Annotated in this window: 25 protein-coding genes and 1 pseudogene; 11 read left to right on the forward strand and 15 right to left on the reverse strand. The window is 70.9% G+C overall.

From position 1 onward, the window contains the following. A partial coding sequence (locus BCY76_RS12285) for a DUF3662 domain-containing protein (RefSeq protein WP_139827775.1) occupies positions 1–489 on the reverse strand: 489 nt, incomplete at its 3' end. A gap of 94 nt (positions 490–583) precedes the next feature. Here BCY76_RS12285 and BCY76_RS12290 point away from each other — a divergent pair. The 5 genes from BCY76_RS12290 (at position 584) to BCY76_RS19450 (ending at position 3,208) form a co-directional block, all read left to right on the forward strand. Continuing rightward, positions 584–1,381: a LacI family DNA-binding transcriptional regulator gene (locus tag BCY76_RS12290; protein WP_272896843.1), complete on the forward strand. Its 798-nt coding sequence runs from the start codon at positions 584–586 to the stop codon at positions 1,379–1,381. Further along, on the forward strand, positions 1,321–1,623 hold the full coding sequence (locus tag BCY76_RS19985; RefSeq protein ID WP_272896844.1) for a substrate-binding domain-containing protein: 303 nt from the start codon (positions 1,321–1,323) through the stop codon (positions 1,621–1,623). The genes BCY76_RS12290 and BCY76_RS19985 overlap by 61 nt, the downstream gene beginning before the upstream one ends. Positions 1,624–1,798: 175 nt before the next feature. Then, positions 1,799–2,338, forward strand: a complete 540-nt coding sequence (locus tag BCY76_RS12295; protein WP_070158991.1) for a YceI family protein — start codon at positions 1,799–1,801, stop codon at positions 2,336–2,338. Between the two features lie 97 nt (positions 2,339–2,435). Then, positions 2,436–2,960, forward strand: a complete 525-nt coding sequence (locus BCY76_RS19445) for a sulfite exporter TauE/SafE family protein (protein WP_237090129.1) — start codon at positions 2,436–2,438, stop codon at positions 2,958–2,960. Further along, entirely contained in the window at positions 2,942–3,208 is a 267-nt protein-coding gene (locus BCY76_RS19450) for a hypothetical protein (protein WP_237090130.1), read from the forward strand. The genes BCY76_RS19445 and BCY76_RS19450 overlap by 19 nt, the downstream gene beginning before the upstream one ends. A gap of 21 nt (positions 3,209–3,229) precedes the next feature. On the opposite strand, the gene gdhA is transcribed toward BCY76_RS19450, so the two are convergent. The 11 genes from gdhA to BCY76_RS12345 form a co-directional block, all read right to left on the reverse strand. After that, a complete protein-coding gene (gdhA, locus tag BCY76_RS12305) occupies positions 3,230–4,585 on the reverse strand; it encodes an NADP-specific glutamate dehydrogenase (protein ID WP_070158990.1) in 1,356 nt (451 codons plus the stop codon). Positions 4,586–4,619: 34 nt separating this feature from the next. Next, complete coding sequence (locus BCY76_RS12310) at positions 4,620–5,150, reverse strand: Na+/H+ antiporter subunit E (protein ID WP_085437750.1); 531 nt, start codon at positions 5,148–5,150, stop codon at positions 4,620–4,622. Further along, positions 5,147–6,925 carry a proton-conducting transporter transmembrane domain-containing protein gene (locus BCY76_RS12315; RefSeq protein WP_085437751.1) on the reverse strand — a complete coding sequence of 593 codons (1,779 nt, stop codon included), beginning with the start codon at positions 6,923–6,925 and terminating at the stop codon, positions 5,147–5,149. The genes BCY76_RS12310 and BCY76_RS12315 overlap by 4 nt, the downstream gene beginning before the upstream one ends. Next, positions 6,925–8,460: a complex I subunit 5 family protein gene (locus BCY76_RS12320; protein WP_083277325.1), complete on the reverse strand. Its 1,536-nt coding sequence runs from the start codon at positions 8,458–8,460 to the stop codon at positions 6,925–6,927. Before BCY76_RS12320 ends, BCY76_RS12315 begins: the two co-directional genes overlap by 1 nt. Continuing rightward, on the reverse strand, positions 8,454–9,215 hold the full coding sequence (locus BCY76_RS19990; protein ID WP_272896845.1) for a proton-conducting transporter transmembrane domain-containing protein: 762 nt from the start codon (positions 9,213–9,215) through the stop codon (positions 8,454–8,456). Before BCY76_RS19990 ends, BCY76_RS12320 begins: the two co-directional genes overlap by 7 nt. Before the next feature lie 105 nt (positions 9,216–9,320). Next, on the reverse strand, positions 9,321–9,761 hold the full coding sequence (locus BCY76_RS19995) for a proton-conducting transporter transmembrane domain-containing protein (protein WP_201791129.1): 441 nt from the start codon (positions 9,759–9,761) through the stop codon (positions 9,321–9,323). Further along, positions 9,740–9,973: a hypothetical protein gene (locus tag BCY76_RS18655; RefSeq protein ID WP_201791130.1), complete on the reverse strand. Its 234-nt coding sequence runs from the start codon at positions 9,971–9,973 to the stop codon at positions 9,740–9,742. The genes BCY76_RS19995 and BCY76_RS18655 overlap by 22 nt, the downstream gene beginning before the upstream one ends. Beyond that, the gene (locus tag BCY76_RS12330) at positions 9,970–10,275 is read right to left on the reverse strand and encodes an NADH-quinone oxidoreductase subunit K (RefSeq protein ID WP_070158967.1); all 306 of its coding nucleotides are present in this window, start codon (positions 10,273–10,275) and stop codon (positions 9,970–9,972) included. The genes BCY76_RS18655 and BCY76_RS12330 overlap by 4 nt, the downstream gene beginning before the upstream one ends. Next, positions 10,272–11,219, reverse strand: a complete 948-nt coding sequence (locus BCY76_RS12335; RefSeq protein WP_085437752.1) for a hydrogenase subunit MbhD domain-containing protein — start codon at positions 11,217–11,219, stop codon at positions 10,272–10,274. Before BCY76_RS12335 ends, BCY76_RS12330 begins: the two co-directional genes overlap by 4 nt. Then, positions 11,216–11,521, reverse strand: coding sequence for a cation:proton antiporter (locus tag BCY76_RS12340; protein WP_085437753.1), 306 nt, complete (start codon positions 11,519–11,521; stop codon positions 11,216–11,218). The genes BCY76_RS12335 and BCY76_RS12340 overlap by 4 nt, the downstream gene beginning before the upstream one ends. Then, positions 11,508–11,810, reverse strand: a complete 303-nt coding sequence (locus tag BCY76_RS12345) for a hypothetical protein (protein ID WP_070162183.1) — start codon at positions 11,808–11,810, stop codon at positions 11,508–11,510. Before BCY76_RS12345 ends, BCY76_RS12340 begins: the two co-directional genes overlap by 14 nt. A gap of 141 nt (positions 11,811–11,951) precedes the next feature. Between BCY76_RS12345 and BCY76_RS12350 the strand changes: the two genes are divergently transcribed. The 6 genes and pseudogenes from BCY76_RS12350 to BCY76_RS12370 all read left to right on the forward strand — a co-directional run bounded on the left by BCY76_RS12350 (position 11,952) and on the right by BCY76_RS12370 (position 17,655). After that, the gene (locus tag BCY76_RS12350) at positions 11,952–12,377 is read left to right on the forward strand and encodes a GNAT family N-acetyltransferase (RefSeq protein ID WP_083277758.1); all 426 of its coding nucleotides are present in this window, start codon (positions 11,952–11,954) and stop codon (positions 12,375–12,377) included. Positions 12,378–12,591: 214 nt separating this feature from the next. Beyond that, positions 12,592–13,572, forward strand: a complete 981-nt coding sequence (locus tag BCY76_RS12355; RefSeq protein WP_237090131.1) for a carbohydrate ABC transporter permease — start codon at positions 12,592–12,594, stop codon at positions 13,570–13,572. Further along, positions 13,565–14,476 (forward strand): carbohydrate ABC transporter permease, encoded by a 912-nt coding sequence (locus BCY76_RS12360; protein ID WP_139827776.1) that lies wholly within the window; start codon positions 13,565–13,567, stop codon positions 14,474–14,476. Before BCY76_RS12355 ends, BCY76_RS12360 begins: the two co-directional genes overlap by 8 nt. Before the next feature lie 96 nt (positions 14,477–14,572). Beyond that, positions 14,573–15,697: pseudogene (locus tag BCY76_RS19460) on the forward strand (ABC transporter substrate-binding protein); the annotation flags it as partial. A 270-nt stretch (positions 15,698–15,967) separates the two neighbouring features. After that, positions 15,968–16,666 (forward strand): dienelactone hydrolase family protein, encoded by a 699-nt coding sequence (locus BCY76_RS19465; RefSeq protein WP_070162177.1) that lies wholly within the window; start codon positions 15,968–15,970, stop codon positions 16,664–16,666. A 2-nt stretch (positions 16,667–16,668) separates the two neighbouring features. After that, positions 16,669–17,655 (forward strand): GNAT family N-acetyltransferase, encoded by a 987-nt coding sequence (locus BCY76_RS12370; protein WP_085437754.1) that lies wholly within the window; start codon positions 16,669–16,671, stop codon positions 17,653–17,655. Positions 17,656–17,878: 223 nt separating this feature from the next. On the opposite strand, the gene BCY76_RS19470 is transcribed toward BCY76_RS12370, so the two are convergent. From BCY76_RS19470 to BCY76_RS12385, 3 genes are read right to left on the reverse strand one after another with little or no spacing between them, the layout of a single operon-like run. Further along, positions 17,879–18,145 (reverse strand): hypothetical protein, encoded by a 267-nt coding sequence (locus BCY76_RS19470; RefSeq protein ID WP_170922688.1) that lies wholly within the window; start codon positions 18,143–18,145, stop codon positions 17,879–17,881. A gap of 36 nt (positions 18,146–18,181) precedes the next feature. Then, complete coding sequence (gene thiE / locus BCY76_RS12380; protein ID WP_170922690.1) at positions 18,182–19,120, reverse strand: thiamine phosphate synthase; 939 nt, start codon at positions 19,118–19,120, stop codon at positions 18,182–18,184. A 59-nt stretch (positions 19,121–19,179) separates the two neighbouring features. Continuing rightward, positions 19,180–20,250 carry a hypothetical protein gene (locus BCY76_RS12385; RefSeq protein ID WP_070162170.1) on the reverse strand — a complete coding sequence of 357 codons (1,071 nt, stop codon included), beginning with the start codon at positions 20,248–20,250 and terminating at the stop codon, positions 19,180–19,182. Positions 20,251–20,377 lie beyond the last annotated feature (127 nt).

Below are 20,377 nucleotides of genomic sequence, written 5' to 3' on the forward strand. Positions count from 1 at the left end.
GCCTCCGGTGCGGCGGGAGCTGGGGGCGCTGGGAGCGCTGGGAGCCGCAGGCGCGGCCTGGCCGGCCGGGGCCTGGCTGGAGGGCGCCTGTCCGGCGTCCTTCTCCGTCTGTGACTCGATGCCCAGCTGGCCGCGCTTGAGGTCGGTGTTCTTCACGAAGGTCGCCTTCACCGGACCCAGCAGCGTGTACCCCTGGGAGTCGGCGTGTCGGATGATCTCTTCGCACAGCTCCTCCGCGAGGGCGACGCCGTACTTCCGGGCGGCCGCGAAGTCCTCCTCCGAGAGCCGGATCCGGTACACGTTGGGGACGAAGCTGCGCCCCTGGGACATGGTGAAGGACTCGCGGTCCATGTGCCGGCGTACGGCGGTGGCGATCTCCACTGGGCCGAGGCTCCCTCCGCGTCCAGAGAAGGCGCCGCGGACGGCTTTCTCGATGCCGCGCTCGAGATTGTCCAGCAGGCCCATCGGCACCTCCTTCTCCGTCGTCATGGCCGCCCCGGATGAAGGGCAGTCTCTCGAAGAGTCTACTGTCTCACCTGGCCTGGGACGCTTCAAACGCGCCTCGAGGGGCTACCGTGGGCATGTGAGCAGAGAGACGCGCAGTCGACGAGCCCCCACTCTGGAAGACGTGGCGGCCCGCGCGGGAGTCTCCCGGGCCACCGCCTCTCGGGTGGTCAACGAGGACCCTCGCGTGCGACCCCGTGCCCGCGAGGCCGTGGCCGCCGCCGTCGCGGAGCTCGGATACCGGCCGAACCGAGCGGCCCGCTCGCTGGTGACCCGAGAGGCCGATTCGATCGCCGTGGTGGTCCCCGAGGCGGAGGATCGGGTGTTCGGCGACCCCTTCTTCGCGGCGATGCTGGGAGGCATCACCCAGGCGCTGGCCGACTCTCCGGCCCAGGTGCTGCTGGCCATGGGGCGGCGGGGCCAGGGCGCGGAGAAGATCGAGAAGTACCTGCGCGGCGGATACACCGACGGCGCCATCGTGGTCTCCCACCACCGGGACGACCGGATCGGCGAGGTGCTGCGGGAGACGCAGCTGCCCGCCGTCTATGTGGGGCGCCCGGCGGGGGAGCCCCGCCTGCCCTTCGTGGATGTGGACAACCATGCCGGCGGGAGGCTGGCCGCCGAGCACCTGATCGCGCAAGGGCGCCGGAGGCTCGCCACCATCGCCGGTCCGCAGGACATGACCCCCGGAGCGGATCGCCTCGCAGGCTGGCGCAAGGGACTGGCCGAGGCTGGGATCTCGACGGACCCGCAGGACGGGCTGATGCACGAGCTGGTGGAGGTCGGTGACTTCACCGCGCCTCCGGCGGGGAGGCGATGCAGCGTCTGCTGGCTCTCAGCCCGGAGCTCGACGGGGTCTTCGCCGCCTCCGACCTGATGGCCGTCTCGGCGGTCCATGCCCTCCAGGCGGCGGGTCGGCGCGTGCCGGAGGACGTCGCCGTCGTGGGCTTCGACGACTCCTCGGCGGCGGCCCTGTGCCGACCCCCTTTGACGACGGTGCTCAATCCGGTGGCCGCGCTGGCGACGACGGCGGTGGACATGCTGCTGCGCCTGATGGAGGGCGGCGAGGCCCAGTCGGTGCTGATCGACACGGAATTGGTGCGGCGCACCTCCGCCTGAGCGCGTGAGCGGAGAAAAGTCTCCCTTAAGTGCTTCAGTTTTGAAATAGATGCGTGGTCGGCTGTGTTGCACCCTCATGAGCCGGGACCACCGGCGCATCAAGAGACCGAGACGACACGTGAGACCGTCAGGCCACGTGCCACCGCCTGACCCCATCGACCAGAGGAGCACACCCATGGCAGCACCCACCCCCGGAACCTGGACCCTCGACGCCGCCCACTCCGAGATCGGCATGACCGTCCGCCACGCCGGCATCTCCAAGGTCCGCGCCGTCTTCTCCGACGCCGACGCGACCCTCACCGTGGCTGAGGACGGCACCTCCGCGGTGGAGGCCGCCGTCAAGGTCGCCTCCTTCGACTCCAAGAACGCCGACCGCGACGCCCACGTGCGCGGCGAGGACTTCCTGGACGCCGAGAGCCACCCCGAGCTGACCTTCGTGGCCCGTGACTTCCGCCCGGCCGGCGAAGAGTTCGAGGTCACCGGTGACCTCACCATCCGCGGCGAGACCCGCCCGGTGACGTTCGACGTCGAATTCGGCGGCCAGGCCGTCGACCCCTTCGGCGCCACCCGTGCCGGCTTCTCCGCCAGTGCCGTGATCTCCCGCAAGGACTTCGGGCTGACCTGGAACGCGACCCTCGAGGCCGGCGGCGTGCTGGTCGGTGACAAGGTCTCCATCGACTTGGAGGTCGCCTTCGTCCTCGACGCCGGCGAGTGATCCGCTGACCCGGCGCTGACCGACGCCCCCGTGCCGTCAGGTGCGGGGGCGTCGTCGTGCCGCGGTCCGGACGGAGCGCAGGAGTACAGTGGCCTGCGTGTCCCTGACGGTCCTGACCCCGCTGCTCGTCATCGCCGCCGCAGTGCTCGTCGGCACCGTCCTGCAGCGTGTCTCCGGCTCCGGCGTGGGGCTCGTGGTCGCCCCGGTGCTCTCCATCCTGCTCGGACCCGGCCTGGGCGTGCTGATCACCAACATGACCACCATCGTCTCCGGGTTCCTCATCATGCTCGCCGTGTGGCCGCGCATCGACTGGGCCCGCTACCGGGTGCTCGGCCCGGTCACCGTGATCGGGGCGATCCCCGGCGCCTGGCTGGTGGGACAGCTGTCTGCCGGATGGCTGTCCATCATCCTGGGCGCCATCGTGCTCTGTGCGCTGCTGTTCACCGTCACGCTGCCGCAGCTGCCGCGCTGGGAGGGGCGCACCACCGGCGTCGTCGGAGGGATCCTCGGTGGGTTCTTCAACACCACCTCCGGAGTGGCCGCGCCCGTGATGGTCATCTACTCGCGGCTCTCCCGCTGGGACCAGCAGGCTTCGCCGCGACCATGCAGCCGCTGTTCATGACCATGGGCATCGCCTCGGTGGTCACCAAGCTGCTCTTCGGCTCCGTGGAGGAGGTCGGGCAGGGCCACCTGCACCTGGGACTGCTGTTCCCCGGCATCGTGATCACCGTGCTGCTGGGGATCCTGCTGGGCGGGCGGCTGGCAAGGATCGTCCCCCCGGCTCAGGCTCGCGCCGTGGCGATGGTGCTTGCCGGGCTCGGGGCGCTCGGGGCGCTGATCCGGGGGACCGTCCAGGTGGTGAGCGGCTGAGCGGAGGCGCCCACCACCTGCTCAGATGACCCCCTGAGCCAGCATCGCGTCGGCCACACGGAGGAACCCGGCGATGTTCGCCCCGGCCACATAGTCCCCCGCGACGCCGTACTCCTCCGCCGTGGAGGCGCACAGGGTGTGGATGTGCTCTATCGTCTCGGCCAGGCGCTCGTCGGTGTACTCGGCGGTCCATGAATCACGGCTGGCGTTCTGCTGCATCTCCAGCGCGGACACGGCCACCCCGCCGGCATTGGCGGCCTTTCCGGGAGCGAAGAGCACCCCGGCCTCCTGGAAGACGTCCACCGCCTCCGGCGTGCAGGGCATGTTGGCGCCCTCGGCGACCGCACGGATCCCCGCCTCGGCCAGGGCGCGCGCGGCGTCGCCGTCGATCTCGTTCTGCGTGGCGCACGGCAGCGCGATGTCCGCCGATTCCTCCGCCGCCAGCGACCAGACCGCGCCGTCGATGTGCCGCGCCCGGGGCCGAGCTTCCGCGTAGGCGGAGATGCGTTCCCGCCGGTGCTCCTTGACCTCCCGCAGCAGCTCCAGATCGATGCCGTCGGGGTCATGGACGCAGCCTGCCGAGTCGGAGGCGGCGATGACCGTGCCGCCGAGCTCCTGGACCTTCTCGATCGCGTGGATCGCCACGTTCCCCGACCCGGAGACGATGACCCGCCGCCCGTCGACGCTCTCCCCGCGGCTGCGGAGCATGTGCTCGGTGAAGTACACGGTGCCGTACCCGGTCGCCTCCGGACGCAGCAGCGACCCGCCCCACGTGGTGCCCTTGCCGGTGATGACACCGGCCTCATAGCGGTTGGTGATGCGCTTGTGCTGGCCGAACAGGAAGCCGATCTCCCGGCGGCCCACGCCGATGTCTCCGGCCGGGACGTCGACCGTGTCCCCGAGATGGCGGTACGCCTCCGTCATGAAGGACTGGCAGAACCGCATGATCTCTGTCTCGCTGCGTCCCTTGGGGTCGAAGTCGCTGCCCCCTTTGCCGCCGCCGATCGGCAGACCCGTCAGGCTGTTCTTGAACACCTGCTCGAAGCTCAGGAACTTCATGGTGCCCAGCAGCACGTCAGGATGGAACCGCAGCCCGCCCTTATAGGGGCCTAGGGCGGAGTTGAACTGGACCCGGAATCCGCGGTTGATGTGGACTGCGCCGTCGTCGGCGGTCCACGGCACGCGGAAGATGATCTGCCGCTCCGGCTCGCACATGCGCTCCAGCACGGAGCTGTCCATGTACTCGGGGTGCTTCTCCAGCACCAGATGCAGGGATTCGAAGACCTCCTCGACTGCCTGGTGGAACTCCCGTTCTCCGGGGTTCCTGGCGATGATCTGGTCATAGACCCGGGCGATGTGTGCGCTGTGCGGGCTCATCGTCCTCCTTCCTCCTGTGCCGTCGGGGCGGACTCTACCGGTGCAGCGCGCCGGTGAGCTCCACCAGCCGGTCCCAGAGCTCGTCGGGACGCAGGGACTCCGCCACCGTGTGGATCTCGACCCACCCGTGGTGGTGGCCGGAGCCCTCGCGGTCCTCATCCTCTCCAGTGATGACGGCCTGCACCAGGGCTCCCGGCATGAGATTCATCAGCAGCAGGGCGATCTCCCGGCGGGCCCCCGGAGGCAGGCGCAGCGGCGCCCGCACGACCGCGGGGCGGACCGCCGAGCGTGGACCCAGGGCGCGCAGCGAGACGTCGACCCCACCGACGACCATCTGGCGGAAGAACCACGCTCCGAGCCGCATCACCGCCGCCGCCCGCCGGGGCAGGCCTCCCCCGGCCACCGCCGGCCGTGGAGGCAGCAGCCAGAGGCTCACGCCGACGCCGACGACGACGGCCACCGCCCCATAGACCAGCTTCTCCGGGGCGGCCTGGGTCAGGCCCGTCCACAGCAGACCGACGACGAGGCCGCGCAGCAGCGCGGCCGACACCCAGCGCGCGATCATCCGCCGCCACCTCCTGAACCGATCAGCACCAGCAGGGAACCGGCGGCGAGCAGCGCCAGCAGGACCGCCCCGGAGCGGATCCAGTCCTCCAGACCGGAGTCGGCGCGCTGCCCGAGAGCGCGGGCGGCCGCGGCCGCACGGGACCAGCCCTGCCGCCACGCCTCCGCGGCGGAGTCGGCCGCGCGTCCCAGCGTCCGCAGCCCCCGATCGGTGGCGTCGGTGGCCTGAGCCACCGCAGATTCCGCCGGCACCACGAGGTCACCGGCGGGCACGGCCGGCGGTGAGATCCGATGCCCCACCAGGATCGCCACCACGCTCAGCACGGCGGCCACCGCCGGCGGCCACAGACCCTCGCCCACCGCGGCGGCATCGAACCCTGGGGTCGAGACTTCAGGAGAGCTTGCGGCCATCCACCACGGCACGGCGGCACCGCCCAACACGATGACGGCCCACGCCCCCAGCGGGCCCGCCCCCGGATTCCTGGCGTTCCGGGCCCCTGCTGCGGGCAGCACTCGGACCAGCCGCACCATCAGCAGCGCCGAGCCGAGGGCGAAGAACGGGAGCACCGACTCCAGGGCGGGCGCATCGGCGGCGACCGCGTCCTTGGTCGCATACTTGGCGGCCCACCCCGTGGTCAGCGGGGCGCCGACCAGAGACAGCCCGGCCAGCAGCGTCCCAGCGGCCACTGCTCCCCGGACCAGCCGAGAACCCCCGGCGCTGAGGAGCGGCACGGCCAGGAACAGGGCACCCTTGACCAGGCCATGGTGCACCGCGTACACGACCACGGCCGCCGTGACCTTCCCGGCGAGGGAGGGCTCGACCACCGCCACCGCCGCGACGGCCGTCACCAGGCCCATCTGCGAGACCGTGGAATAGGCGAGCACGACCTTCGGGTCCGTCTGCAGCACGCCCACGGCGACGGCGAACAGCCCACCGGCGGCGGCCACGACCATCAGGGCGGCCCCGGCCCCCGGCTGGGCCACCTCCGGGCTGAACCGCAGGAACCCCAGCAGCCCAGCGGTGACCAGCGCCCCGGACAGCACCGCTGAGGCGGCCGGGGGAGCGGCGGGATGGGCCAGCGGCAGCCACAGGTGCAGCGGCACCACACCGGCCTTGATCCCCAGGCCGAAGCCCAGCAGCGCCAGGATCAGCCCCGTATGGTCAGAGCCCACGACGGCGGCGGGCGACTCGGCGAGGCGCAGGCCGCCGGCGGCCCCGACCATCAGCACAGCCGCCAGCAGAGCCGTCTCGCTGAGCACGGAGAGCACCAGGTACACGCGGGTGGCCCGGACCGCGGCCCTGTCCAGGTGATGGATCACCAGCCCCGCCGCGGCGAAGCTCATCACGGCGAAGGCCACATAGAACGTGACCAGGTCAGCCGCCAGGAACACGCCCAGCGTGCCGCCCAGGCACAGCAGCAGGAAGGCGCTGAGCACGGGCATCGGCAGCGAGCGGTCCCGCGGCCCGGGCGCCGGCCGCCAGGCGATCGTGGCCAGGGCGGCCGCGTGGAGCAGTGCGGTCAGCACCACCAGCGGCCTGCTCGTCTCGTCCAGGATCAGGCTGGTGCCCAGGAGAAGGCCAGGGACCTCCACCGCGGACTGCTCCGGGCCTCCACGGGCGGCGACCGGAAGGATCAGGGCTGGCAGGGCGGCGAACGGTGCGAGCCGCGCCGCCGTCGTCGTGACCTGGCCTCGGTGCGGCTCCGGCAGGGCCCGGCCCGCCAGCAGGAGACCGCCCAGCAGCAGCGGCAGCGCACAGCACAGCAGCAGGAGCATCAGCCGAACACCCCCTCGGCGATGAACTCCGCCACGCGCAGCGGCGCGAACGGCAGCGACGCCCCCAGGCCCACCAGGGCCGTGAATGCGGCAGTGGTCACCGCGGGGACCATGAGCATCCGCGGCTCCCGCACCGGTGAGCCCGGCTGTGCGGCGTCGACGGGCGCCCACAGACGGATCACCACCGGCAGGAAATAGGCGGCGTTCAGCAGCGAGGACAGCACCAGGACCCCTAGCACCCAGCTGTGCTCCGAGGCCAGAGCGCCCTGCCCCAGCTGCCATTTGGAGATGAACCCCGCCGTCGGCGGCAGGCCGATCATGCCGACGGCGCCGACGGTGAACGCCGCAGAGGTCAGCGGCATCCGCCGCCCCAGCCCTCGGGTGTCCTCCACCCGGTGCACTCCCAGGGTCTCGGCGAACAGCCCGGCGCAGAAGAACAGGGTGATCTTCATGATCCCCTGATGGACCAGGTGCACCACCCCGCCGGCGGTCGCCGTGATGTCCAGCATGCTGATGCCCAGCACCACGTAGCTGACCTGCGAGACCGTCGAGTACGCCAGGCGCCGCTTGAGGTCGGACTGGCGCAGCGCACGCAGCGAACCGTAGACCACGGTCACCGCGGCCACCACCAGCAGGGGAGTCAGCACCCCCAGCTGGTCGGCGACCTCGATCCCGTAGACGTCGTCGACCATCCGGACGATGCCGAACACCCCGGCCTTCACCACCGCCACCGCATGCAGCAGGGCGGAGACCGGAGCCGGCGCGATCATCGCCAGCGGCAGCCACCCGTGCAGCGGCACCAGCGCGGCCTTGACCCCGAGTCCCCCGATCAGCAGCACGAAGATCAGCGTGGCGACCTGCGGGGAGGCCTGCGCCAGCTCGGCGACGGACTCGGCCCCGCCCTCGGCGAAGTCGACCGGGCCCGCCAGCATGGTCAGCCAGACGACGCCGGTGAGCAGCACCAGCCCGCCGGTCAGCGTGTAGCGGAGGTAGATCCGGGCGGCATGCAGCGCCTTCGGCGTGCCCCGGTGCGCCACCAGGGGGTACGTGGCCACGGTGAGCAGCTCATAGAACACCAGGAACGTGATCAGGTTGCCGGAGAAGGAGATCCCCACCGTGGCGGTCACGCACAGGCTGAAGAAGCCGAAGAATCGGCTCCGGTGCGGGCTGCCCTCCAGGTAGCCGATCGCGTAGATGGTGGTCAGCAGCCACAGGATCGCTGAGAGCCCGGCGAAGAACAGGGCGAGCGGGTCGACCCGCAGCACCAGGTCGATGCCGGGCAGCAACGGCATCGAGACCTCCGGGCGGACGCCGTCGGCCACGACCGGGGGCACCAGGGCGGCCACCAGCGCGACCTTCACCGCTGCCGCCGTGATGTTGATCGCCGACCGCGTGCCCACGCGTCCTTCGGCCAGCGGGAAGATCGCCGCCGCCGCGACCAGCGAGATCAGGACCATCACCAGCGGCAGCCAGGAGATGATGCCCCCGAGGGTCTCGTGGAGGGACCCCTGCAGCGTCGCCTCGGCCGTCACCATGGCGCCCCCACCCCCAGCACGGCGTCGGTCCAGGCCCCGAGCAGCCCGGTGCCGACCGTCAGCAGGCTCAGCGCCAGAGGGACGCCCTGCGCAGTGTGCGGCACCGTGCCGAGCCCGCCCCGGGCAGGACCGACCGGCTGCTCGTCATCCTCGGCCTCCACCAGCAGAGGCCCCACCGCCTTCAGCAGGTAGGCGGCCGAGAGCAGCGTGCCCGCGACGAGCGCCAGCACGATCACCGGCTGGGCGACGGCGACCGCCGAGGTGGCCAGCTGCCACTTGCCCAGGAAGCCCAGCGAGATCGGCAGTCCGATGAGGCTCAGCGCCGCCAGCCCCATGGTGAGCACCAGCACCGGATGGTCCCGTCCGGCGCCCCGGAGCGCGGAGATCTCATCGGTGCCGTGGATCTCCTTCAGCGTGCCCACGGCCAGGAACAGCGACGCCTTGGCGAGGGCATGGCTCAGCGCCAGGGCGACGGCGCCGCCGACCGCTCCGGCGGCCACGTCGCCGGCCTCAGGGTCGGTGATGATCGGCAGCAGCAGCATCCAGTAGCCCACCTGCGCCACCGTGGAGCAGGCGACCAGAGGTTTGAGGTGCGTCTGTCGCAGGGCCGCCGCGCCGCCGACCAGAAGCGCGGCCGCACCCAGCACGGCCAGGCCCCAGGACAGGACCCGCAGCGCGGCCTCGCCGTCGGCGGCGACCTCCGGAGCGATCCACAGCCAGCAGCGCAGCAGCACGAACAGGGCCGCCTTGATCACCAACCGGACAGCAGCGGCGAGACCGCCCCGGCGCGCCGGCATGGGCGGGGACCAGCCAGCGGTGCAGCGGCACCAGCGCCGTCTTCAGCGCCAGCCCCACGCTGATCAGCACCATCGCCAGCACCACAGGGGCGCCGTCGACGTCGGCGCCGCCTCGGCCACACGCAGCACGTCCAGATGGCCGGTGGCGGCCAGCAGCAGTCCCACGCCCAGCAGGAACAGCAGGGAACCGGCGACGGCGATGAACAGGTACCGCAGGGACGCGGCCAGGGCGTCCGAACCGCCCAGGGCCACCAGGCCGATCGCCGTGAGCCCCACCAGCTCCAGCCCCACATAGGAGTTGAACAGATCTCCGGACACGAAGACTGCGTTCAGCCCGGACCAGCAGCCCAGCCACAGCGGCCAGAAGGCGGGGTGCCCGGCGCGTGCGTCGTCGCCCGTCACGCCGGTGGCCCACGGCAGCACGGCCGCATACAGCGTGGTCAGCGCCCCGACCGCGGCGGCCGCTGCCAGGAACAGGGCGCTCAGGCCGTCCGCCCGCAGCATGATGCCCAGCGGAGGGCCGTGCCCCGAGAGCGCCAGCTCCTGCACCTGGCCTGCGGCGACGGCCGCGACACCGCTGCCGTGGCCAGCACCGTGCCCGCGGCCGAGGTCAGCCCGACCCAGCGGCGCACCGCATGAGGAAGAGCCAGGGACAGGGTGGCGGCGAGCAGCGGGAGCAGGACCACCGCGCCCAGGGCGAGCTCGGGCAGCGTCATGGGAGCTCGTCCTCCTCCGCGCCGCCGTCGGGCCCTTCCAGCCGACGGATCAGCACCGCCCCGAGGCCGGTGAACGCGACGGTGATCACCAACCCGGTGATGACCAGGGCGGAGAGCAGCGGATCCACCTCGGCGCCACGGGACGCCACCGCCATGATCAGCAGCAGCGAGCCGACGCCCATCACGTTGAGGGAGACGAGCCGGGCGACCAGATCCTGGACCGTCACCAGACGCACCAGCCCGGCGACTGCGACGGCGATCCCGATCAGCCCGTACCACTGGTCGGCGGCGAGAGGCATCATGCCACCACCTCCCGCCGGGCGCGGACACCCAGGTAGAGCAGATGCAACGCCGCGGCGATGCCCACGGTCAGGGCGATCTCGACGGTGAGGATCACCGGAAATCCCCAGGAGGGCTCCCAGTCGAGCCACCCGCGGCCGGTCATCGGCCCCAGTGCGGCGGCGGCCAGGAACACCAGCACCCCCGCCGCGAGCCCCCACGGCATCGCCCGCCGCAGATCAGGCAGCGATCGCGCTCCGGAGGCGTCGGCGAGCATCATCAGGCCTGCGAGCACCGCACCCGCCTGGAACGCCCCGCCGGACCCGGAGCTCCCGGCGAACAGCAGCCACAGGCCCACCACCACCAGGGCCGGGGCGCTGACCCGGGTCCACCAGCTCATCGTGGTCCCCGGGGAGGCGGTGCGGCCGCCGAGCTCCGTGCCGGTCACGGCCAGCACGGCCACCCCGGCCAGCATCAGCACCGCGGATTCGAGCAGCGTGTCATAGGACCGGAACGTCAGCAGCACGGCGGTGACCTCATGCTCGACACCGGTGGGCCCCATGGCCGCCGGCAGCGTCTCCTCCCAGGCCGGCAGCAGACGCTCCACCTCGAGCCACACCTTCATGAAGACACCCGTGACCACGGCCCAGGCGAGGACCGGGGCGCCGGCCCGGGCGAGACGGGGCAGCCACCGGCCGGCTGCGCCGTCGTCGCGCGGGGGTTCCTCGGGGCCTTGAGGCGCCGGGCCGCCGCGGGCCAGCAGCACGAGGATCGCGCTGAGCAGCCCCGTGCCCAGGGCGGTCTCTGCCAGGGCGACGTCCACGCTGCCCAGCCGCAGCCACACCAGCGCCATGATCACCGCCATGACCAGGAAACCCATGACCATGGTCATCCGTCGGCGGGGCAGCAGGGCCGCCCCCGCGGTGACGACGACGGCGAGGCCCAGCGCGAGGTCGACCACCGTCATGACGCCCCCTCCCGCTGCTCCCGCTCCAGGCGGGCCAGCACGTGGGCGCTGGCCGACGCCGCCCCGAGGGCGAGGATCCACGTGGCGAGCAGCACCACGCCCGCCGTCCAGCTGCCCAGCAGCACGCCCACGCCCAGCAGGACCAGCCCCAGGCCGAGGGTGTCCGCCTTGGCCAGTGCGTGCAAGCGGCTCCGCACGTCGGGAAAGCGGATCAGCCCCACCGTGCCGGCGGTGAAGAAGAACGCGCCGGTGATCAGCAGCAGTGCGGCGCCGATCTCACGCAGCAGCTCAAGGGACACCATCGGCGGACCCCCGTCGTGCCTGCGGAGAGCTGCGGCGCAGCCCCACGGTGCGCACCGCGGCCGTCAACGCCGCCAGAGCGGTGAGGATCAGCCCGACGTCGAGCATCCTCAGATCGGGGGGAGAGACGGACAGCGCCAGCACGGCGGTCAGGGCGGCACCGGTGGTGCCGCTGAGCAGCACGATGAGCAGCCAGCTGTCCCGACCCCGCTGACGCGTGCCCACCAAGGCCGCGACGACCAGATTGACGAGTAGGACCAGGAAGACGGCGATCAGGATGAGATCGAGCATCGGACTCCTCGGCGGGGTGCGCTCCTGCAGGTCAGACTCTCCGTGCCCACAGTACTCAACACGGCCCTGGAATGATCGGACCATGGATTCCGCATCATCGTCCGTCCCCCGCTGCCGGAAGAGGCCTCCGCCGTCGCCGCCGTGCAGAACACCAGCTGGCGCGAGACCTACTCCGGGCTGCTCAGCGAACAGTTCTACGACGACGCGGCCCTGGCCAGCCGCGTCCGGATGTGGGAGCAGGTGCTGGCTGATGGGCGGCAGAGCGCCCGCGTCGCAGAGGCCGAGGGGGAGCTGATCGGTGTGGCGCTCGCGGGTCCCTCGGTCGAGTCGGACCCGGTCCGGGCGGAGCAGCTGTTCGTGCTCTACGTGCGGCAGGACTGGCACGGAAGCGGGGCCGGGTCCGCACTGCTGGAGGCGGTGCTCGCCGACCGCCCCGCTCAGCTGTGGGTGGCCGCCGAGAATCCGCGGGCGCGCCGGTTCTACGAGCGTCAGGGTTTCCGCGCGGACGGTGCGGAGGTCGTCGACGACGACGCCGAGGGCCTCCGTGAGATCCGGATGGTCCGCTGACCGCCTGAGCCCTTCAGCGCGCGCATCCGCCGCCCGGCGTTCATCCCGGATTCACGGATTCGAGGGATTCACGACTCCTGTGTGGTTAGGATGAACCAGGTTTGCGCATCGAGGTCGAGGGAACCTGCCCGGTGCGCGGCCCTGTTCGCACCGAGGCAGAAAGGGATCACCGATGACCGCATCAGGCGGATCAGGATCCACGTCTGTCGGATCCGTGAGGGGCGCCACATCCTCCTCCGAAGATGACAGACCGGCGGATCAGGCGCGCCCCGCTCCGACGGAGGCTGAGCTGGAGGCCAACAGGAAGCGGGCCCGGCGTCGGGCGAAGTCCCGGAACTGGTCCCTGTTCCTGCTCTTCGCAGGCCCCAACATTCTGCTGATCCTGGCGTTCATCTACTATCCGCTGCTGTCCAACATGTACTACTCCACGTTGGACTGGCGGCTCGGTTCGCCCCGAGCCACCCCGGTGGGCCTGCAGAACTACGTCAACTTCTTCACCTCATCCTCCGGCATCGAGGTCTGGCGGGTCACCGGGATCTTCACCGCCGGCGCCGTGCTGGGGTCCATGATTCTGGGCCTGCTCATCGCGCTGGTCATCAACAAGAAGATCCCCGGGCGCACCGCCGCCCGCACCGCGGTGTTCTCTCCCTACGTGCTCTCCGGCGTCGGCGTGGCCCTGGTGTGGAACTTCATCTTCGACCCCAACCGCGGCGGGCTCGCCCACATCCTCGGAGCCTTCGGCATCAGCTCACCCCAGTGGTACCTGGACGAGGACTGGGCGCTGTTCATGGTGATCATCGTCTACGTGTGGAAGAACCTCGGCTACTGCGCCGTGGTGTTCCTGGCCGGCCTGCAGTCCATCCCCAAGGACCTGCTCGAGGCCGCCATCATCGACCGGGCCGGCGCCACCCGACGCTTCTTCTCCGTGATCCTTCCGCTGCTCACACCCACGGTGTTCTTCCTGTTCGTCACCAACATCATCTTCTCCATGACGAACGCCTTCGACATCCTGCGCACCATGACTCCCACCGGGCACGGCACCAACACGATCATCTTCGAGATCTACCTGCAGTCCTTCGGCGCCTACCAGCGCGCCGGGTACTCGGCCGCGATCGCCGTGGTGCTGTTCTTCACCCTGTTCCTGATCACCGCCGTGCAGCTGCGCTACGTCGAGAGGAAGGTCCACTATGCGTGACATCGCCCCGACGCAGCGCCTCACCAAGGAGCAGCGCCGCCAGCGCCGCCGCGGCACCTGGGCCGACGCCTTCCGCCGCGAGAACCTCCTGGACACCATCCTCACCGGCTACCTGCCGATCCTGGTGGCCCTTCTGATCATCGTGCTGCCGCTGGCGTGGATGATCCTCTCCAGCTTCAAGCCCCCCAGCGAGATCGTCACCCTGAACCCGACGTTGCTGCCCCAGGACCCGACCCTGAGCAACTACAGCGACGTCGCCCGTCGGGTGCCGCTGCTGACGGTGCTGGGCAACAGCATCTACGTGACCGTGATCGGCTCCACCATCAAGGTGGTCCTGGCGATCACCACCGCCTATGCGCTGGTGTTCATCCGAGTCCCGGGGGCGAACCTGATCTTCCTGGGCATCCTGGTGGCCCTGATGGTGCCGCCTGAGGTCTCGATGCTGCCCAACTTTCTGACCATCTCCGCCCTCGGCGGCCGGGACACCCTGTGGGGGATCATCCTGCCCGGCCTGGGCACCGCCTTCGGCACCTTCCTGCTGCGCCAGCACTTCAAGGCGCTGCCCAAGGAGCTGTTCGAGGCGGCGGAGCTCGACGGCGCCGGCCACTTCCGCAAGCTGTTCCAGATCGCAGTGCCGGTCTCTCTGCCGGCCATCGCCACGGTGGCTCTGGTGACCGTGGTCAATGAGTGGAACAGCTTCCTGTGGCCGCTGATCATCATCGACTCCCCGGAGAAGATGACCCTGCCGGTGGGGCTGAACCTGCTGCAGTCCATCGAGACCCAGACCGGCAGCTACGGCATCCTGATGGCCGGCGCGGTGCTGGTCATCGTGCCGATGCTGATCGTCTTCGCCGCCCTGCAGCGCTACATCGTCGCGGGCCTCACCCAGGGGGCCGTGAAATGACCCGGTCTCCCACACCAGACCCGCATCCGAAGAACGCACCACTGCACACCGCACCAACGCACCACTGCACACCGCACCACCGATGAGGAGCACATCATGAGGATCACCAGTTCCCGAGCTGTCCGCGGCACCGCCGTCCTCGGCGTGGCCGCCCTGGCCCTGACCGCCTGCGGTCCCGACACCACCGGTGGAGACGGCGAGGCCGAGGTCGAGGGCGTCGACTGGTCGGAGGTCGAACCGGCCGAGGAGATCACCTTCTGGACCAACCACCCCGGCGGCTCCGCGGACGTGGAGGAGGAGCTGATCGCCGGGTTCACCGAGGAGACCGGCATCGAGGTCAACGTCGTCACCTCGGGCGCCAACTATGAGGAGACCTCACAGCGGTTCCAGACCGCCCAGGGCACCGGTGACGTCGGCGACGTCGTCGTGCTCTCCGACGCCACCTGGTTCCCGAACCACCTGAACGACGCCCTCGTGCCGGTGGACGAGCTGCTCGAGGCCGCCGAGGTGGACACCGACGGCTACGTGGACGCCCTCTATGAGGACTACCTCTACGAAGGCAGCCACTACGGGGTCCCCTACGCCCGCTCCACCCCGCTGTTCTACTACAACGCGGACCACTACGAGGAGGCGGGCCTCTCCGAGGACGACGTCCCCGAGACCTGGGAGGACGTCGCCGAGGTGTCCGAGCAGCTTATGGACGCCGAGGTGGCATCCTCGGCCTTCGCCTTCCCGCCGCAGGACCAGTACCCGGCCTGGACCATGGCCAACCTGGTGTGGGGCTACGGCGGCGGCTGGTCCGAGGAGTGGGACTTCTCCTCGGTGTCCTCGCCGGAGACCGTCGAGGCGATCGAGTTCGCCCAGGCGGCGGCCGAGGACTGGGCCTCGGTGGCCTCCGGCGACCAGGCCGACGACTTCGCCTCCGGTGCGGCCAGCCAGGTGGTGGCCTCCACCGGTTCCCTGAACGGCATCCTGGACACCGCTGACTTCGAGGTGGGAACCGCCTTCCTGCCCGGCGGGCCTGCCGGCGACGGCGAGACCCCCACCGGTGGCGCAGGCCTGATGATCGCCTCCGACTCCGAGCCGGAGCGTCAGCTGGCCGCCGCGATGTTCGTGGGCCACATGACCAACCCGGAGTCCACCGCCTCCTTCTCTGAGGCGACCGGATACGTGCCGGTGCAGAAGGACGCCGACATGTCCGCCGTCTACGAGGAGAGCCCGCAGTTCGAGACCGCTGTGGAGCAGCTGGAGCGCGCCCGCGTGCAGGACTACGCCCGCGTGTTCCTGCCCGGCGGCGACCTGGCCTTGGCGCAGACCCTGCAGCGCATCCTCACCCAGGACTCGACGTCGCCGATGAGCTGGAGTCCCTGGAGGAGGAGTTCCAGGAGCTCTACGACCGCGACCTGGCGGCGGAGCTGGAGGACTGATCCTCCACGGTCAGGTTGGCTAGGGTGGGACCGGACGTTCGTTCGGGCACAGGAGGTTCCCACCATGGCTGAGAAGACACCCCACCAGAACACCACCTTCACGACGGAGGGCGGCACCGCGCACGGCTACCTGGCGCTGCCGCCCTCCGGCACGGGTCCGGCGGTCATCGTGATCCAGGAGTGGTGGGGTCTGACCGACCACATCAAGGACGTCACCGACCGGCTCGCCGCCGATGGCTTCGTCGCACTGGCCCCCGACCTCTACGGCGGGTGGATCACCCACGACGGCGACGAGGCCGGTGAGATGATGTCGAAGCTGCCCGCCGAGGAGGGTGCGAAGCAGCTGGCCGGAGCCACGGACTTCCTGTTGGAGCATGAGGCGGTGACCTCCAAGACGGTCGGCGCCATCGGCTTCTGCATGGGAGGCGGCTTCGTGCTGGCCCTGGCCGCCCAGCAGGGGGCCAAGATCTCCGCGGCCGTGCCGTTCTACGGCGTCGGTCAGGCCGTCCCGGACACCTACACCGGCGTCAAGGCGGCGGTGCAGGGGCACTACGCGGAGCAGGACGCCATGTACCCGGTGGAGGAGGCGAAGGCCCAGGAGGAGCAGATCCGCTCCGAGTCCGGTGCGGAGGTGGAGTTCCACTACTACGACGCCGGCCACGCCTTCCACAATGACGAGAACCTGATCGGCACCTATGACGCCGAGAAGGCCAAGCTGGCCTGGGGCCGCGCCGTCGACTTCCTGAAGGCCAGGGTGGTCTGACCATGGACACCGAGTACCGTTGGTCCACCATCACCCGCGACGACGTCGAGGCATGGGCCGGCCTGGTCAACCATCTGGGCGACGTCGACGGGACTGAGGAGTACTACGCGGCCGAGGACCTGGCCGAGGAGCTGGACTCCTCCCAACTGGATCCGGCGCGTGACACGTTCGCCGTCTGGGCGGATGATCAGCTGGTGGCCTTCGGCAAGGTCACGGTGAAGAGCACCCCCGACCGGGACGGCCTGGTGGGCGCGCAGCTCGACGGCGGCGTGCACGCGGATCACCGTCGTCGGGGCCTCGGCAGGGAGCTCATGGCGCGGCTGGAGGCCAGAGCTGCGGAGAAAGGCGGTGAGCAGCACGACGGCGCGGAAGGCTACTTCGGGATCGCCGGGGCCCGAGCCGGCTCCGCCACCCAGGCGTTCCATGAGTCCCGCGGCTATCAGGTGGCCCGGTGGTTCAACCTCATGGCGCGACCCCTCACTCCCGGGGAGACTGCCGCCGACGTCCTGGACGGGCGCGCCGCCCCTCCAGGGGTGAGGTTCCGCCGTCCCGGGCCGGACGATGAGGCCGCGGTCCGCGAAGCCCACGCCGCCGCCTTCGCCGACCACTGGGGCTCCGCACCCCCCGATCCCGCGAGGTGGCACGAGAGCTGGACCGCCCGCAGCACCCGGCACGCGGTCTCCCGCCTCGCCGTCGACGACGACGGCGCGGTGCTGGCCTATTCGCTGGCCAGCCAGTGGGAGGAGCGCGCGGCCTACCTCGACCTGGTCGGCACCGTCCCCTCTGCGCGTGGAACCGGGCTCGGCAGTGCGGTGCTGGCCGAGAGCATCGCCGCAGCGGCCGCCACCGGGGACTACGACCTCATCGAGCTCGACGTCGACTCCGACTCCCTGACGGGAGCCACCCGGATCTACGAGCGCCTGGGCTTCACGCTGAAGTTCGCCACCTCGGCCATGCGCCGACCGGTGACCTTCGGAGGGACCGCGTGACGCTGCGCCTGGCCGCGATCCCGGGTGCCACCCCGGACAAGTGGCTGCAGCGCTGGCATCAGCGATTCCCGCAGATCCGCATCGCCGTGGACTACTACGACGACGGCGCCACCGACGGCTCCGACCAGCTGCACCGGGTGGCCGCCGGGCTGGCCGACCTCGGCTACCTGCGCCTGCCGGCCGGGGAGGTGCTCACCGACGAGCGCTTCCACCGGGTACGCCTCTATGAGGAGCTGCCCGTGGTCTGCGCCGCCGCCGAGCACTGGGTCGCCGCCGCCGAGGACATGGTGAGCTGGGAGGACATCGCGGAGGAGGCCTTCCTGGATCCGACCCAGATGGCTCCGGCCCACGTGGACCCGAGTGCGGCGGTCCATGAGCCGAAGGCCGGGGGCGAGTTGGCCGCCGCCGAGCGGATGGCGCTGGAGGTGGCGGCCTCCGGGGTCGGCCTGCTGCTGCTGCCGAACTCGGTGGCCCGCGCACTGTCCCGCAAGGACGTGGTGATCCGCGCTGTGGAGGGTCTGCCCGGCTATGAGGTGGGGCTGTGCTGGTTGAAGGACCGCGATGACGAGGTCATCCAGGAGTTCATCGGCGTCGCACGGGGGAGGAAGGCCGGTTCCGGGCGTTCGGAGCTCGAGGGTTCGACGTCGGGACGGTCGTCAGGGCGACCGTCGGGGGGACGGCGGCAGACCGGCGGCTCGGACGGCCGGACCGGCGGCCGGGGCTCCCAGGTCAGGCCGGGAGCCGGTCGCGCAGGGCGCGGGAGGCCGCCGGCGACGTCGTCGGCCTCGGTGACCGCACGGACCACCACCACGCGATAGGCGCCGGTCTCGACGACCTCGTGGATGGTCTCGGCATCGATGCCGCCGATGGCGAAGAACGGCTTCGGCGTCTCCAGCTGTGCCGCGTAGGCGGGCAGGTCCAGCCCGACGGCGGCGCGGCCGGGCTTGGTGGGGGTCTCCCAGATGGGTCCGGTGCACCAGTAGTCGATGCCGGGGTCGTTGGCGGCCTCCCACACCTGGTCTTCGGTGCGGCAGGAGCGGCCGATGATGACGTCGTCGCCGAGGATCAGCCGCGCCTCCTCCGTGGAGAGGTCCTCCTGGCCGACGTGGAAGACGTCGACGCCGGTGATCCGCGCGACGTCGGCGCGGTCGTTGGCCGCGGAGAGGCCCGCGTACTCGTCGGCGACCTGCCGCAGCAGCGTCAGCGCGGCGATCTCGGTCTGCACGGTGACGTGCTTGTCCCGGACCTGGATGATGTCCACCCCGCCGGAGTAGGCCTCCACGAAGAAGTCGCGCAGCGCGTCGAAGTCCAGCTCGTCCACCGGGGCGGCCTCCGGGTCGGTGATGAACCGCTGCAGGTCCGTGCAGACGTAGAGCCGCGAGGCCGTGAGCCGCTGGCGGCGCAGCTGGCCGACGTAGTGCTGCTCGTGGGCGGAGGGCTCGTAGTCATGCGCCGGTGAGTTCATGGTCCCAGCGTACCGAGTCGGGTCCGCGGGTGCTCAGTCCTCCGGCTCAGTCTGTCGGGTCAGCTGGACCGCATGACCCAGCCGCAGCCGGCCAGCGGGGAGCCCCCGGCAGCCTGCTCCTGCTGGTGCTCGCTGGGGGTGTAGCTGATGAACACCATGTCGTCGCTGACGTCCATCAGAGGGTCCTCGCCGAAGAAGAAGCCGCCCAGCCAGAGGTTCGCACCGGGACCGCCGTCGAGGACCTCGCCGTCCGGGTCCGGGGTCAGGGTCACCACCTGATCCCCGCCGGGGAACCATTCGGGGGCGTCCGTGCCGGGGCAGACGCCTCCCCAGGCGCGCACCGGTGCGGTCTGCACCAGCAGCGGCTCGCCGTCGGACTCCTCGACCTCGACGGTGCGGGTCAGGTGCTGGTGGTCATGCCCGTCAGGGGCGAAGGGGCCGTCGCACTCCCAGTCGGAGTGGTAGTTGACCACATTGCTGACCTCCAGGTGGAGGGCGCCGTCCTCGATGCGGACGTCGGCGATGTCGTTGCCGCACTCCTGCGCGGCGGCCACCGGGAAGGGGTGCTGCTCGGCGACCGGGTCGCCGTCGCCGGGGTCCTCGGTGCCGAACCAGATGTACCAGAGCGTCTCGGAGTCCTCCCCGAAGGTGGCGGTCAGCGGGATGACGGCATCGGTGACGCCGTCACCGGTGAGGTCCCCCTCGATCGGTTCCCCCATGGCGTAGACGGCGTCGCGCTCGTCGGCACGGACGGACGGATCCATCTCCTCGCCGAGGTCGGGCCGGTGCCGGTAGGCCACGTAGACGTCCTCGGCCTCGCCCTCGGTCAGGTGGATCTCCAGCGGGGCATTGATCCCGCGCGGGGCGAACTGCCAGGTGACCTCTGCGGCGTGCTCGCCGATGGACGGCGGCTCGTACTCGGGCTCGGGCTCTGGCTCAGGTTCCGGCTCTGGCTCCGGTTCGGGGTCTGCCGCGGGAGCTGCGGCCGTGGTCTCCGGCTCCGGGGTGGATCCCTCGCCGTCGTCGGCGCCGCAGCCGGCGGCGAGCAGCCCCACCGCCGCCAGGACGGCGACGGCCCGCGCTGAGTGTGGGGTGGCTGAGTCTCTGGCGGCTGAGTCTCTGGTGATCATGGCGGCGTCCCCTCCGCTCGGCGAATCCGTGTCGTTCAGAGTAGCCGATCGGACCGTATCGGAACTGGAAGCGCTTGCAGGAATCCGGAGAGATCCGTAGTGTGCTGTGGGTCACATCACCCGACAT

Origin of the sequence: Nesterenkonia sp. PF2B19 (assembly GCF_001758425.2) — a bacterium.
GTDB lineage: Bacteria > Actinomycetota > Actinomycetes > Actinomycetales > Micrococcaceae > Nesterenkonia > Nesterenkonia aethiopica.